11 protein-coding genes are annotated in these 14120 nt (G+C 58.7%); 9 read left to right on the top strand and 2 right to left on the bottom strand.

Annotated features, from left to right (window positions below):
- The first annotated feature begins 9 nt into the window (after positions 1 to 9).
- From AC236I_RS22445 to allS, 5 genes are read left to right on the top strand one after another with little or no spacing between them, the layout of a single operon-like run.
- Positions 10 to 1233: an MFS transporter gene (locus AC236I_RS22445; RefSeq protein ID WP_004857332.1), complete on the top strand. Its 1224-nt coding sequence runs from the start codon at positions 10 to 12 to the stop codon at positions 1231 to 1233.
- Between the two features lie 13 nt (positions 1234 to 1246).
- Entirely contained in the window at positions 1247 to 2917 is a 1671-nt protein-coding gene (gene fdrA / locus AC236I_RS22450) for an acyl-CoA synthetase FdrA (RefSeq protein WP_004857330.1), read from the top strand.
- A gap of 23 nt (positions 2918 to 2940) precedes the next feature.
- On the top strand, positions 2941 to 4206 hold the full coding sequence (locus AC236I_RS22455; RefSeq protein ID WP_180553284.1) for a YlbE family protein: 1266 nt from the start codon (positions 2941 to 2943) through the stop codon (positions 4204 to 4206).
- 1 nt (position 4207) lies between these two features.
- On the top strand, positions 4208 to 5041 hold the full coding sequence (locus AC236I_RS22460; RefSeq protein WP_015585296.1) for an oxamate carbamoyltransferase subunit AllH family protein: 834 nt from the start codon (positions 4208 to 4210) through the stop codon (positions 5039 to 5041).
- Positions 5028 to 5957: an HTH-type transcriptional activator AllS gene (allS, locus tag AC236I_RS22465; RefSeq protein ID WP_004857321.1), complete on the top strand. Its 930-nt coding sequence runs from the start codon at positions 5028 to 5030 to the stop codon at positions 5955 to 5957. The genes AC236I_RS22460 and allS overlap by 14 nt, the downstream gene beginning before the upstream one ends.
- Positions 5958 to 5990: 33 nt before the next feature.
- Here allS and lptG read toward each other — a convergent pair whose 3' ends face one another.
- Together lptG and lptF are read right to left on the bottom strand one after the other, a co-directional pair.
- A complete protein-coding gene (gene lptG / locus AC236I_RS22470) occupies positions 5991 to 7073 on the bottom strand; it encodes an LPS export ABC transporter permease LptG (RefSeq protein ID WP_004857316.1) in 1083 nt (360 codons plus the stop codon).
- A complete protein-coding gene (gene lptF, locus AC236I_RS22475; protein ID WP_004857311.1) occupies positions 7073 to 8170 on the bottom strand; it encodes an LPS export ABC transporter permease LptF in 1098 nt (365 codons plus the stop codon). Before lptF ends, lptG begins: the two co-directional genes overlap by 1 nt.
- A 267-nt stretch (positions 8171 to 8437) precedes the next feature.
- Here lptF and pepA point away from each other — a divergent pair, with 267 nt between their 5' ends.
- From pepA to AC236I_RS22495, 4 genes are all read left to right on the top strand, one after another.
- Positions 8438 to 9949, top strand: a complete 1512-nt coding sequence (gene pepA / locus AC236I_RS22480) for a leucyl aminopeptidase (RefSeq protein ID WP_004857309.1) — start codon at positions 8438 to 8440, stop codon at positions 9947 to 9949.
- Between the two features lie 122 nt (positions 9950 to 10071).
- Positions 10072 to 10515: a DNA polymerase III subunit chi gene (gene holC / locus AC236I_RS22485; protein ID WP_004857306.1), complete on the top strand. Its 444-nt coding sequence runs from the start codon at positions 10072 to 10074 to the stop codon at positions 10513 to 10515.
- Positions 10515 to 13370: a valine--tRNA ligase gene (locus tag AC236I_RS22490; protein WP_015585297.1), complete on the top strand. Its 2856-nt coding sequence runs from the start codon at positions 10515 to 10517 to the stop codon at positions 13368 to 13370. The genes holC and AC236I_RS22490 overlap by 1 nt, the downstream gene beginning before the upstream one ends.
- A 121-nt stretch (positions 13371 to 13491) precedes the next feature.
- Entirely contained in the window at positions 13492 to 13995 is a 504-nt protein-coding gene (locus tag AC236I_RS22495) for a GNAT family N-acetyltransferase (protein ID WP_004857300.1), read from the top strand.
- The last annotated feature ends 125 nt before the right edge of the window (positions 13996 to 14120 follow it).

Genomic DNA, 14120 nt, shown 5'->3' on the forward strand with positions numbered 1-14120 from the left:
AGACAAACCATGTCTGCACAACTCAACGATGCGGTGGCCCCGCACAAAAGAGGGATCCCCGCCTGGTGGGTGACCATCTTTTTATTCTGGCTCGGCTGGATATTTATGTATGCCGACCGCACGGTATTAAACCCGGTCATGGGGGAACTGGAAAAAGAATTTGGTTTATCAGGCACCCAGCTCGGATTAATGAATTCGGTCTTTTATTTCTCTTACGCTTTATTACAGGTTCCGGCCGGGATCCTCGGAGATAAAATAGGCAAGAAAAAAGTCCTTATTCCTGGATTTTTACTGTTCGGGGCCTTTACCGCCGTCACCGGCTGGGCCAAAAGCTGGAGCACCCTGCTGTTCGCCAGGGTCGTCACCGGCGCTGGCGAAGGCACCTACTACGGCCCGCAGTACGGCCTCTCCTCAGAGCAAATCCCAAAAAAATACCGTTCGCTCGGCAGCGCCATCATCAACAGCGGTATGGCTTTTGGTATTGCGCTGGGGCTGATGGCCTCCAGCTGGCTGGTGTATGACCAGGGCTACAGCTGGCGTACGCCGTTCTTTGTCATGTCGATCCCTACTCTGCTGACCGGGCTGGCTATCTGGCTGTTTGTCAAAGAGAAAAAGCGCCAGCCCGTCGAGGCAGGCGGGGTGGCGAAACCGAAAAGCAAATTCACCGATTTGTTCAAAAACCGCAATCTGCTGCTGGTCTATCTGATGGTGTTTTGCAGCCTGTTTGGCTTCTTCGTGATCCTCACCTGGCTGCCCTATTACCTGCAAAGCGAGCGCGGCATTGCGGGCAGCGAAACCGGCTTTATCACCTCGCTGGTCGCCTGGATCTCAATCCCTGGAGCGCTGCTCTTCTCCTCGCTCTCCGACCGTCTGGGTAAACGTAAGCCGCTGATTCTGGTACTGGTGCCGGTGGCCATTCTCAGCATGCTCTCCATCATCTGGATGCCGAATATGACCGGGGTAATCGTCGCCCTGTGCGTTTACGGCCTGGTCGGCAAGCTGGCGCTGGATCCGGTTCTGGTGGCGCTGGTCGCCGACAGCGTCGATGAGAACAACTACAGCTCCGCCTTCGGCCTGTTCAATTTTATCGGTATGAGCTCCTCCATACTGGCTCCGGTGATTGCCGGCGCCGCTCGCGATATGACCGGCAGTCTTGCCTCCAGCTTCTACGTCTCCGCGGCGTTACTGGTCGTGGGTCTGGTCGGCATGCTGTTCCTGAAAGAGAAGAAATAACCCGAGGTCTGTGATGATTTACGCATTCGTAAAAAAAGGCAGTTTTCAGGACTCCGTCAGCCTGATGCTTATCTCCCGTAAGCTGAGCGCCATTGACGATGTCGAAGAAGTCTCGGTGATGATGGGCACCCCCGCTAACAAAGCGCTGCTGGAGTCGACGGGCTTCTGGCATGAAGAATTTGCCCAGGCAACGCCGAACGATATCTGCGCGGCAATCCGCACCCGTCAGCCGGTCGCCGATATTCTCACCCTGATCCAGCAGCGACTGGACGCCGAGCTAAACACCATTGCCCAGGGGCAAAGCAGCGGCCTGCGTCTGCAAAAGGCGCGCCGCTGGGAGAGCGCCTGCGCGAAGCTGCCGGAGGCAAACCTGGTGCTGATCTCCGTCGCCGGGGAGTACGCGGCGGGCGTGGCCCGTCAGGGGCTGGAGAGCGGTAAAAATGTGATGCTGTTTTCTGACAACGTGCCGCTGGAGCAGGAGCGGGCCCTGAAACAGTACGCCCGCGAGCGCGGTCTGCTGGTGATGGGGCCCGACTGCGGCACCGCCGCCATCGCCGGAGCGCCGCTGGCCTTCGCCAACATTCTGCCTGCGGGCTGTATCGGGGTGATTGGCGCTTCGGGCACCGGCATCCAGGAGCTGACCTCACAGGTAGCGCTGCTCGGCCAGGGCGTGACTCATGCGATGGGTTTAGGGGGACGCGATCTGAATCAGCAGATCGGGGGCCTCAGCGCCCTGACGGCGCTGGAGATGCTGGCGGCAGACGAGCAAAGCAAGGTGATCGCTTTCGTCTCCAAGCCCCCTGCTGAATCAGTCAGGCAGACCATTATCAGCGCCATGAAAAAGCTGTCTAAGCCCGTCGTCGCCTTGTTTCTCGGCAGCAAACCCGCCCGGGCGCAGGAGGGCAATATCTGGTTCGCCAGCTCACTGGCTGAAGCCGCGCGCCTGGCCGCTATGCTGGCGAGCGTCGAGCAGATAGCGGCTTCGCAGGCACCACAACGTGGTAAGCAGATCCTTGGCCTGTATGCAGGCGGTACGCTCGCCGCTGAGGCGGCGATGTTACTGGCGGAGCATCTGGGGGTGGAAACCGATGCTCATCACCCGGACGGCGTGATGCTGGAAGCCCAGGGTCATCGCCTGATCGATCTTGGCGACGACGCCTGGACGGTGGGACGCCCGCACCCGATGATCGACCCAACCACCCGTTCACTGGAGATCGAGAAACTCAGCCAGCAGCCGGAAACCGGGGTGCTGCTGGTAGACATCGTGCTCGGCTATGGCGCCTGTGACGATCCGGCGGGCGCGCTGCTGGAGGCCATTAACACCGTCCGCAGCGCCCGTGGCCCTGAGCAACCGCTGACGGTTATCGCCACCGTCACCGGCACCGAACAGGATCCCCAGCCTCGCTCCCAACAAATCGACGCCCTGCTCAACGGCGACGTCATCGTAATGAACACCTTGCAGGAGGCGGTGCTGCTGGCGCATTACCTGGTGGCTCCCCGTCAACACCCGGCGCCTGTCGCTCTCCCGGCGCTGCTCAACGGCGTGCAGGTGATCAACGTTGGCCTGCGCAGCTTTGCCCGTGATTTGCAGCAGGCCGGTTGCCCGGTGGTGCATTTCCAGTGGGCACCGATAGCCGGCGGCAATCCGCATCTGGCGGCCCTGCTTAAGCAACTGAACTTTTGACTCTATTTTTGTAAGAGGTAGCTATGTACACCAGCATTAATCAAGCAAACGACGCGGTGATCGCCCGTATTAAAGCCGCCCGCCCGCACTGGCTCGACGTTAAACCCGCCGCCAGCGTTATCCCTGAACTGCGTGAAGGCCGCGTGCTGCTGCATGCCGGGCCGCCAATCCGCTGGCAGGAGATGACCGGCCCGATGCGCGGGGCCTGTCTCGGGGCCTGTCTGTTTGAAGGCTGGGCTGATGATGAAGCCCATGCTTTGCAGCTGCTGGAGCAAGGAGAGGTCGCCTTTGTCCCCTGTCATCACGTCCGGGCAGTGGGTCCGATGGGCGGTATTACCTCCGCCAGCATGCCGGTGATTGTGATGCGCGATGCGGTGCACGGCAATGAAGCCTATTGCAACCTCAACGAAGGAATCGGCAAAGTGATGCGCTTTGGCGCTTACGGCCCTGACGTGCAAACCCGTCTGCGCTGGATGCGCGATACCCTCGCCCCGGTACTCAGCGACGCGCTAAGCACCTTCGAAGAGGGCCTTGACCTGTCGGCGCTGATGGCGCAGGCCATCACCATGGGCGACGAGTTCCACCAGCGCAACATCGCCGCCTCGGCGCTGCTGATGCGTACCCTTGCCCCGCGCATCGCCGGACAGGAACGAGATAAAACCCAGACCGGTGAAGTGCTGGAGTTCCTCAGCGTCACCGATCAGTTCTTCCTCAACCTGGCAATGGCCTACTGTAAAGCCGCCATGGATGCCGCCGCAGAAATTAAAGCAGGCTCGGTGGTCACCGCCATGACCCGCAACGGCCAGATGTTCGGCATCCGCGTCAGCGGCCTCGGCGACCGCTGGTTTACCGCGCCGGTGAATACCCCGCAGGGGCTGTTCTTTACCGGCTACAGCCAGGCAGATGCCAACCCGGACATCGGCGACAGCGCAATAACGGAAACCTACGGCATCGGCGGCGCGGCGATGATTGCTGCCCCAGGCGTTACCCGCTTCGTTGGCGCAGGCGGGATGGAGGCGGCCCAGGAAACATCAGAGGAGATGGGCGAGATTTATCTTCAGCATAACCCGCTGTTGCAGATCCCGTCGTGGAACTTCCAGGGGGCCTGCCTGGGGCTCGATATTCGTCGGGTCGTGGAAACCGGCATCACGCCAATCATTAATACCGGCATTGCCCACAAGGAGGCCGGGATTGGCCAGGTGGGTGCCGGAACCGTCCGCGCCCCGCTGGCCTGCTTCGAGCAGGCGCTGGAAGCGCTGGCCCAGGCGATGAATATCCAGGCAGCCTGATATGATCCTGACGCCGCTTGCCTCTGGCTGCAGCCATCCGCTCCCGGACGGCGAGTGGCGTTGTCATAGCCTGTTTAGCCAGGCCATTAATCTGCAGCATGAGGATGGCACGCTGTTGACCCTGCTGCGCGGCGGAACAAACCTGCCCCCCATGGGCTGGCTGCTGCGCTGTCAGGAGTATGATTATCTGCGCAGCATCCTCTCTCCTGGCACCGTGCTCACTCTGTTTGCCGGCGTTTTACACTGGCGGGCGCTGCGATTGCGCGCTCCTCGTCGGCATATTACCCCCTCACTCCCTACTCATCCCTTACAGCCACTGGCGGCTTTTTTATCCGCTTATCCTCAGAATACCGGGCTTTGCGGCAGCCTCTCAGAAGCGGTGAACCGTGCAGATACGCCACAGCAGAGTCTGTTCAGGCTGCTGAACAACGGCTTTGCCGACGCAGAAACGCTGATCGGACTCGGCCCCGGACTGACCCCCTCCATGGACGATATGCTGGTCGGTGCGCTGGCCGTTCTGTACTGCGCCGCGCCACTTCGCGAGTTGCCTCGCAAAATCGAGCAATTCCCCCCGGCCCGGGCGCTGCAACAGCTGACAACGACGGTAAGCGCTTGTTATCTTCTGCACGCCAGTCAAGGGCGCTTTTCGACCACGCTTATCCATCTCCTGCGTCACCTGGCTGTCGGTGCTCATCGCACAAGGACTCACCACGCCATTCGTCACCTGCTGGCACACGGACACACCTCTGGCGCAGACACTCTGCTGGGAGTGCATGTTGCGCAGCAGTGTCTGGTAACGCATGTATCAGGGGGACACTGTAATGATGGACCATGAAACGATCCGCACCTTTATTCGCGTGGCGGAAACCCGGAGTTTTTCCCGCGCCGCCGAGAGCCTGTTCAAAACCCCGGCCGCCATCAGCTACCGCATCAAAATGCTGGAAGAATCGTTGGGTACACCGCTGTTTCTGCGAACCACACGCTCGGTCAGTCTGACCCCCGCCGGCACCCATCTGCTTGAGCGCTGCCTGCAGTGGCTAAGCTGGCTGGAGGCGATGCCCGATGAGCTAAGCCAGGTCAATGACGGCGTCGAACGCCAGGTGAATCTGGTTATCAACAATCTGCTGTACGACAACCTCGCCGTGGCCCTGCTGCTCAGCCATCTGCATCAGCGATTCCCGTTTACCCAGTTTCAGGTCTCCCGCCAGGTCTATATGGGGGTCTGGGATGCCATGCTGTATGGCGACTACCACCTGGCGATTGGCGTCACCGGTTCGGAATCGCTCTCCAACTCAATTAATCTGTTGCCGCTCGGGGAAATCAGCTGGGTCTTTGTGGTGGCGCCGCATCATCCGCTGGCGGCCGTCGAAGGGGTGATTAACGATGCACCGCTGCGCGCTTTCCCGGCTATTAATATCGAAGATACCTCCCGCAATCTCACCAAGCGCGTGGCCTGGCTGCTCTCCGGACAGAAGGAAATAAAAGTCCCGGACATGCAGACTAAATTACAGTGCCATATTACCGGGGTGGGCGTCGGCTTTCTGCCGCGCAATGTCTGTCAGCCGTGGCTTGATAACGGCAGTCTGATAGCCAAAGAGGTGGAGAATCGTCGGCAGCCTTCACCGCTGTCGCTGGCATGGAGTAAAGAACGGGACGGTAAGGCGGTGAGTGAGATAGTGACGCTGTTCCGTCATCAGGAAAGCTGCGTGAAAGGGTTTTTAAACAATATTGACAGGCCGCCCGCGCTGTAACGACTCCTCCCGACGGGAGGAGTCGCGGGTCGTTTACGCCTTACGCATCATCAGCCAGAGGCTGATCAGGAAGAAGCTGGCGCTTGGCAGCAGCGCGCCGATAATCGGCGGGATGCCGTAGACCAGCGTCAGCGGGCCAAAAATCTGGTCCAGCACGTAGAAGATAAAGCCAAAGCTGATCCCGGTGACAACCCTTACCCCCATCGCCACGCTGCGCAGCGGGCCGAAGATAAACGACAGCGCCATCAGCATCATCACCGCCACCGACAGCGGCTGGAAGATTTTGCTCCACATGTTGAGCTGGTAGCGTCCCGGGTCCTGTCCGCTGGATTTCAGATAGGTCACGTAGTTATGCAGGCCGCTGATCGACAACGCATCCGGATCCAGCGCCACCACGCCCAGCTTGTCGGGCGTCAGCTTAGTTTTCCAGGTGCCGCTGACCATCTGCGAGCCGGTGATCTGTTTCGGGTCGGTCAGGTCAGACTCATCAACCTGCGACAGGCGCCAGACTTTATTATCGTTGTCGAATTTCGCCGAGGCGGCGTAGCGAACGGTCTGCAAACGGCGCTGGTCGTTAAAGGCGTAAATACTCACGCCGCCCAGTTCATCGTTTCCTTTCACCCGTTCGATATACACGAAGTTATGGCCGTCTTTCGCCCACAGCCCCTGCTGGGTCGACAGCAGCGAACCGCCGTACATCTGCTGGGCGCGATAATTACGCGCCATCTGCTCGCCCTGCGGCGCCACCCACTCCCCGATCGCCATAGTCAGCAGAACCAGCGGAATCGCGGTTTTCATCACCGCCAGCGCTACCTGTAACCGGGTGAAGCCGGAGGCCTGCATCACCACCAGTTCGCTGCGCTGCGCCAGCATCCCCAGGCCAAGCAGTGCGCCAAGCAGCGCTGCCATCGGGAAGAAAATCTGCACATCTTTTGGCACGCTGAGGATGGTATACAGCCCGGCACCGAGCGCGTCGTAGCTGCCCTGGCCGGCTTTTTTCAACTGGTCGACAAACTTGATAATGCCCGAGAGCGAAACCAGCATGAACAGCGTCATCATGATGGTGTTGAAAATCGTCCTACCGATATAACGGTCGAGTACGCCAAACGCCTGCATCACACCGCTCCTTTGTTAAAACGGGCACGGAAGCGGCGCATCGGCACCGTATCCCACAGGTTCAGCAGCACGGCCAGCGCGAAATAGAGCAGGTTAATCCCCCACATCCAGATCATCGGGTCGATTTTACCTTTACCGCCGTTTGACTTAATCGAGGTTTGCAGCAGGAAGAAGACCAGATACAGCAGCATCGCCGGCAGCATCGACAGCACGCGGCCCTGACGCGGGTTCACCACGCTCAGCGGAACGACCATCAACGCCATAATGAACACCGTTGCCACCAGCGTGAAGCGCCAGTGCAGCTCAGCGCGCGCGCGGTCGGTATCGGTGCGCCACAGCGCGCGCATGCCCATCTGTTCGGTGTCGTCAGGATCCGAAGCCACCGCCTGATGGCCAATAATGGCCTGGTAATTTTTAAAATCAGTAATGCGGAAATCGCGCAGCATCGCCGTACCTTCAAAGCGGGTACCCTGATTCATGGTCACCACCTGCGAGCCGTCTTTCTTCTGCGTCAGTTCGCCGGAATCGGCCACCACGACGGAAGGTCGCGCGTTACCTTTTGGCTTCAGCTGCGCCAGGAAGACATCATGGAAGCGCTTGCCGTTGACGTTTTCAATAAACAGCACGGCGCTGCCGTCGCTGGCCTGCTGAAACTGGCCCTGGGCCAGCGCCGCCATACCGGGGTTGGCTTTCGCCTCCGCCAGCACTTCATCCTGATGGCGAGACGACCAGGGGCCGGCCCACATCACGTTGACCGCCGCCACCGCGCCGGTAAACAGCGCGAGGATCATCGCCGCTTTCACCAGCACGGCCTTACTCAGGCCGCAGGCATGCATCACCGTGATTTCACTTTCGGTATACAGTTTGCCCAGCGTCATCAGCAGCCCGAGGAATAAACTCAGGGGCAGAATGAGCTGCGCCATTTCCGGTACGCCCAGCCCTAACAGCGAGAGCACCAGATTTGTCGGGATATCGCCATCCACCGCGGCGCCAAGGATCCTGACCAGTTTCTGGCAAAAGAAGATCAGTAACAGGATGAACAGGATCGCCAACTGGCTTTTCAGCGTCTCACGAACCAGATATCTTATGATTATCACTATAAATACGCCCGTAAAAACCCGTCTTATTGCAGGAAAATTGCTTGTTTCATGGCTTAAACGTCATTTATTCTCTTTGGTCTTCGAAATCATCGCTAAGATTAAATGACTCACTGGTTCCGCGTATCAGGTTTTTTTCTGACGAACCAAAGCCGTAATAACGTTAAGATTAACACGAAGTCACCGCAACAGCGGACATGAGTTACGAAAGCTTTCAATTCTATCCGTAGCCACCGTCGTTGTCTTTAAGATTCAGGAGCGTAGTGCATGGAGTTCAGTGTAAAAAGCGGTAGCCCGGAGAAACAGCGGAGTGCCTGTATCGTAGTCGGCGTCTTTGAACCGCGTCGCCTCTCCCCGATTGCCGAACAACTCGATAAAATCAGTGACGGCTATATCAGCGCGCTGCTGCGTCGCGGTGAACTGGAAGGTAAGCCTGGCCAGACGCTGCTGCTGCACCACGTGCCAAATATTCTGTCAGAACGTATTCTGCTGATTGGCTGCGGCAAAGAGCGTGAGCTGGACGAGCGTCAGTACAAGCAGGTCATTCAGAAAACCATTAATACTTTGAATGATACCGGTTCAATGGAAGCCGTCTGCTTCCTGACCGAACTGCACGTGAAAGGCCGTAACAACTACTGGAAAGTTCGCCAGGCCGTTGAGACCGCCAAAGAGACGCTGTACAGCTTCGATCAGTTGAAAACCAACAAAAGCGAGCCGCGTCGCCCGCTGCGTAAAATGGTCTTCAACGTCCCGACCCGTCGCGAGCTGACCAGCGGCGAACGCGCCATCCAGCACGGACTGGCCATTGCCGCCGGTATCAAAGCGGCCAAAGATCTCGGCAATATGCCGCCAAACATCTGTAACGCCGCCTATCTGGCCTCTCAGGCCCGTCAGCTGGCCGATACCTACAGTAAGAATGTGATCACCCGCGTCATCGGCGAACAGCAGATGAAAGAGCTGGGTATGAACTCTTACCTGGCGGTTGGCAACGGTTCGCAGAATGAATCGCTGATGTCGGTGATTGAATACAAAGGCAACCCGGCGGAAGACGCGCGTCCGATCGTTCTGGTCGGCAAAGGGCTGACCTTTGACTCCGGCGGTATCTCCATCAAACCTGCCGAAGGCATGGATGAGATGAAGTACGACATGTGCGGTGCGGCGGCGGTCTACGGCGTGATGCGTATGGTTGCTGAACTGCAACTGCCGCTGAACGTGATCGGCGTCCTCGCCGGCTGTGAAAACATGCCTGGCGGCCGCGCCTATCGTCCGGGCGACGTCCTGACGACCATGTCCGGTCAAACCGTTGAAGTACTGAATACCGACGCCGAAGGCCGTCTGGTGCTGTGCGATGTGCTGACCTATGTTGAGCGTTTCGAACCGGAAGCGGTGATTGACGTCGCCACGCTGACCGGCGCGTGCGTGATTGCCCTGGGCCATCATATCACCGGCCTGATGTCGAACCACAACCCGCTGGCTCACGAGCTGATCGGCGCATCCGAACTGGCGGGCGACCGCGCATGGCGCTTACCGCTGGGCGACGAATTCCAGGATCAGCTGGAGTCTAACTTCGCGGATATGGCCAACATCGGCGGACGTCCTGGCGGCGCGATCACCGCCGGCTGCTTCCTGTCGCGCTTTGCCCGTAAGTACAACTGGGCACACCTGGATATCGCCGGCACCGCCTGGCGTTCCGGGAAAGCGAAAGGTGCCACCGGCCGCCCGGTCGCCCTGTTGTCGCAGTTCCTGCTCAATCGCGCCGGGTTTACTGGCGAAGAGTAATTGCCGTCTGATGCCCGGCGGCGCTACGCTTGCCGGGCCTACGCAAAGATGCCGTTTGTAGGCCGGGTCAGCGCAGCGCCACCCGGCTTAAGCATTTAAAGTCACCACAAGAAGCCCCATATATGAAAAACGCAACGTTCTACCTTCTGGACAACGACACACAACAAGACGGTTTAAGCGCCGTTGAACAACTGGTGTGTGACATTGCCGCAGAACGTTGGCGTAGCGGCAAACGCGTGCTTATCGCCTGTGAAGACGAACAGCAGGCCATCCGTCTGGATGAAGCGCTGTGGGCCCGCCCTCCGGAAAGCTTCGTCCCGCATAATCTGGCGGGAGAAGGCCCCAGAGGCGGAGCGCCGGTGGAGATCGCCTGGCCGCAAAAACGCAACAGCAGCCCGCGGGATATTCTGATCAGTCTGCGGCTAAACTTTGCAGATTTTGCCACCGCTTTCACAGAAGTGATAGACTTTGTCCCTTACGAAGATTCTCTGAAACAACTGGCGCGCGAACGCTACAAAGCGTACCGCATGGCTGGTTTCAACCTGAATACGGCAACCTGGAAATAATGGAAAAGACATACAACCCACAAGATATCGAACAGCCGCTCTACGAGCATTGGGAAAAGCAGGGCTATTTCAAACCGAATGGTGATGAAAGCCAGGAGAGCTTCTGCATCATGATCCCGCCGCCGAACGTCACCGGCAGTTTGCATATGGGTCATGCCTTCCAGCAAACCATCATGGATACCATGATTCGCTACCAGCGCATGCAGGGTAAAAATACTCTGTGGCAGGCCGGTACCGACCACGCGGGTATCGCGACCCAGATGGTGGTTGAGCGTAAGATTGCCGCAGAAGAAGGGAAAACTCGCCACGACTACGGTCGCGATGCCTTTATCGATAAAATCTGGCAGTGGAAAGCGGAATCCGGCGGCACCATTACCCGTCAGATGCGTCGCCTGGGCAACTCCGTGGACTGGGAGCGCGAGCGCTTCACCATGGATGAAGGCCTCTCCAATGCCGTAAAAGAAGTCTTTGTTCGTCTGTACAAAGAAGACCTGATTTACCGCGGCAAGCGCCTGGTTAACTGGGATCCGAAACTGCGTACCGCGATTTCCGACCTGGAAGTGGAAAACCGCGAGTCTAAAGGCTCGATGTGGCACATCCGCTACCCGCTGGCCGACGGCGCGAAAACCGCTGACGGTAAAGATTATCTGGTCGTGGCGACCACCCGTCCGGAAACCCTGCTGGGCGACACCGGCGTGGCCGTTAACCCGGAAGATCCGCGTTATAAAGATCTGATCGGTAAATTCGTGGTGCTGCCGCTGGTTAACCGCCGCATTCCGATCGTCGGCGATGAACACGCCGATATGGAAAAAGGCACCGGCTGCGTGAAAATCACTCCGGCGCACGACTTTAACGACTATGAAGTCGGGAAACGTCACGCCCTGCCGATGATCAACATCCTGACCTTTGACGGCGACATCCGCGAAAGCGCGCAGGTGTACGATACCAAAGGCGAAGAGTCCGACGTTTACTCCGCAGAGATCCCGGCGGAATTCCAGAATCTGGAGCGTTTCGCTGCGCGTAAAGCCGTGGTGGCAGCCATCGATGCGCTCGGCCTGCTTGAAGAGATCAAACCTCACGATCTGACCGTGCCGTACGGCGACCGTGGCGGCGTGGTGATCGAGCCGATGCTGACCGACCAGTGGTACGTGCGTGCCGACGTGCTGGCGAAGCCTGCCGTAGAAGCGGTTGAAAACGGCGACATTCAGTTCGTGCCGAAGCAGTACGAAAACATGTACTTCTCCTGGATGCGCGATATTCAGGACTGGTGTATCTCCCGTCAGTTGTGGTGGGGTCACCGTATCCCGGCGTGGTATGACAACGAAGGCAACGTCTACGTAGGCCGCACCGAAGACGAAGTGCGTCAGGAGAACAACCTCTCCGCTGACGTCGCGCTGCGCCAGGACGAAGACGTGCTCGACACCTGGTTCTCCTCCGCGCTGTGGACCTTCTCCACCCTCGGCTGGCCGGAAAACACCGATGCGCTGCGTCAGTTCCACCCGACCAGCGTGATGGTTTCCGGTTTCGACATCATCTTCTTCTGGATTGCCCGCATGATCATGATGACCATGCACTTCATCAAAGATGAAAACGGCAAACCGCAGGTACCGTTCCATACCGTCTACATGACCGGTCTGATTCGTGACGACGAAGGCCAGAAGATGTCCAAATCCAAGGGCAACGTTATTGACCCGCTGGATATGGTTGACGGCATCTCCCTGCCAGAGCTGCTGGAGAAACGCACCGGTAACATGATGCAGCCGCAGCTGGCGGAGAAAATCGCCAAACGCACCGAGAAACAGTTCCCGAACGGTATCGAGCCGCACGGCACCGACGCCCTGCGCTTCACCCTGGCGGCGCTGGCCTCCACCGGCCGCGACATCAACTGGGACATGAAGCGTCTGGAAGGTTACCGTAACTTCTGTAACAAGCTGTGGAACGCCAGCCGTTTCGTGCTGATGAACACCGAAGATCAGGACTGCGGCTTCAACGGCGGCGAGAAAGTCCTGTCGCTGGCGGACCGCTGGATCCTTGCCGAATTCAACCAGACCGTAAAAGCGTACCGCGAAGCGCTGGATAACTTCCGCTTCGACATCGCCGCCGGCATCCTGTATGAGTTCACCTGGAACCAGTTCTGCGACTGGTACCTGGAGCTGACCAAACCGGTCATGACCGGCGGATCTGAAGCCGAGCTGCGCGGCACCCGCAACACGCTGGTCACCGTGCTGGAAGGTCTGCTGCGTCTGGCGCATCCGATCATTCCGTTCATCACCGAAACCATCTGGCAGCGTGTGAAAACTATCGTCGGTATCGATGCGGATACCATCATGCTGCAGCCGTTCCCGGCTTACGATGCGGCGCAGGTTGATGAAGCGGCGCTGGCCGATACCGAATGGTTGAAGCAGGCGATCGTTGCCGTACGTAACATCCGTGCGGAAATGAACATCGCCCCGGGCAAACCGCTCGAACTGCTGCTGCGCGGTTGCAGCGCTGACGCTCAGCGTCGCGTGACCGACAACCAGAGCTTCCTGCAGTCCATGGCGCGTCTGGAAAGCATCACCGTACTGCCAGCCGCCGACAAAGGTCCGGTTTCCGTGACCAAAATCATCGACGGCGCCGAGCTGCTGATCCCGATGGCGGGTCTCATCAACAAAGAAGATGAGCTGGCGCGTCTGGCGAAAGAAGTGGCGAAGATCGACGGTGAAATCAGCCGCATCGAAAGCAAACTGGCCAACGAAGGCTTTGTCGCTCGCGCACCGGAAGCGGTGATCGCCAAAGAGCGTGAGAAGCTGGACGGTTATGCCGAAGCGAAAAGCAAACTGATCGAACAGCAGGCGGTCATCGCCGCGCTGTAATCCTCCCGCCCCTTGCCTGCTCAGGCAGGGGGCGTTTTAATCCGCGATCCCCGCTTGCGCTCCCCCCGCTCCCGATGTTATTAACAACACCATCCGTCATTTTTTTGCTATGAGTAATCGTATGAATACGATCGCGACCGTTACGGCGTCGCTGCGCCGCATCACCGCTGAAGACAATGCTGCTATCGCCAACGTTATCCGCCAGGTTTCTGCGGAATACGGGCTGACGGCTGATAAGGGCTACACCGTAGCCGACCCCAACCTCGATGAGCTGTTTGAACTCTACAGCCAACCGGGCTCCGCCTATTGGGTGGTTGAGCAGGATGGTCGGGTGGTCGGTGGCGGCGGCATTGCTCCGCTGGCACATAGCGAACCGGATATTTGCGAACTGCAGAAAATGTATTTTATGACCTCTGCCCGTGGGCAGGGACTGGCGAAAAAGCTGGCGCTGCTGGCGTTAGATTATGCCCGCGAGCAGGGTTTCAAACGCTGCTATCTGGAAACCACCGCCTTCCTGAAAGAAGCCGTCGGGCTGTATGAGCGCCTGGGCTTCGAACATATCGACGGCCCGCTGGGCTGCACCGGTCATGTAGATTGCGAAGTGCGGATGCTGAAAACGCTGTAAGCGCTCGTGCCCGTCAGCCGCGCTTCCCCGGTCTTACCGGGGCGACGGGCTCTCCCCCTCAGATACCCCGGATAAGGCGTGCAGCGCCGTTAGCCGGGCCTCGTCAGGTTTGGTCGTCCGGACCC

Source organism: Klebsiella sp. Sb-30, assembly GCF_057652795.1.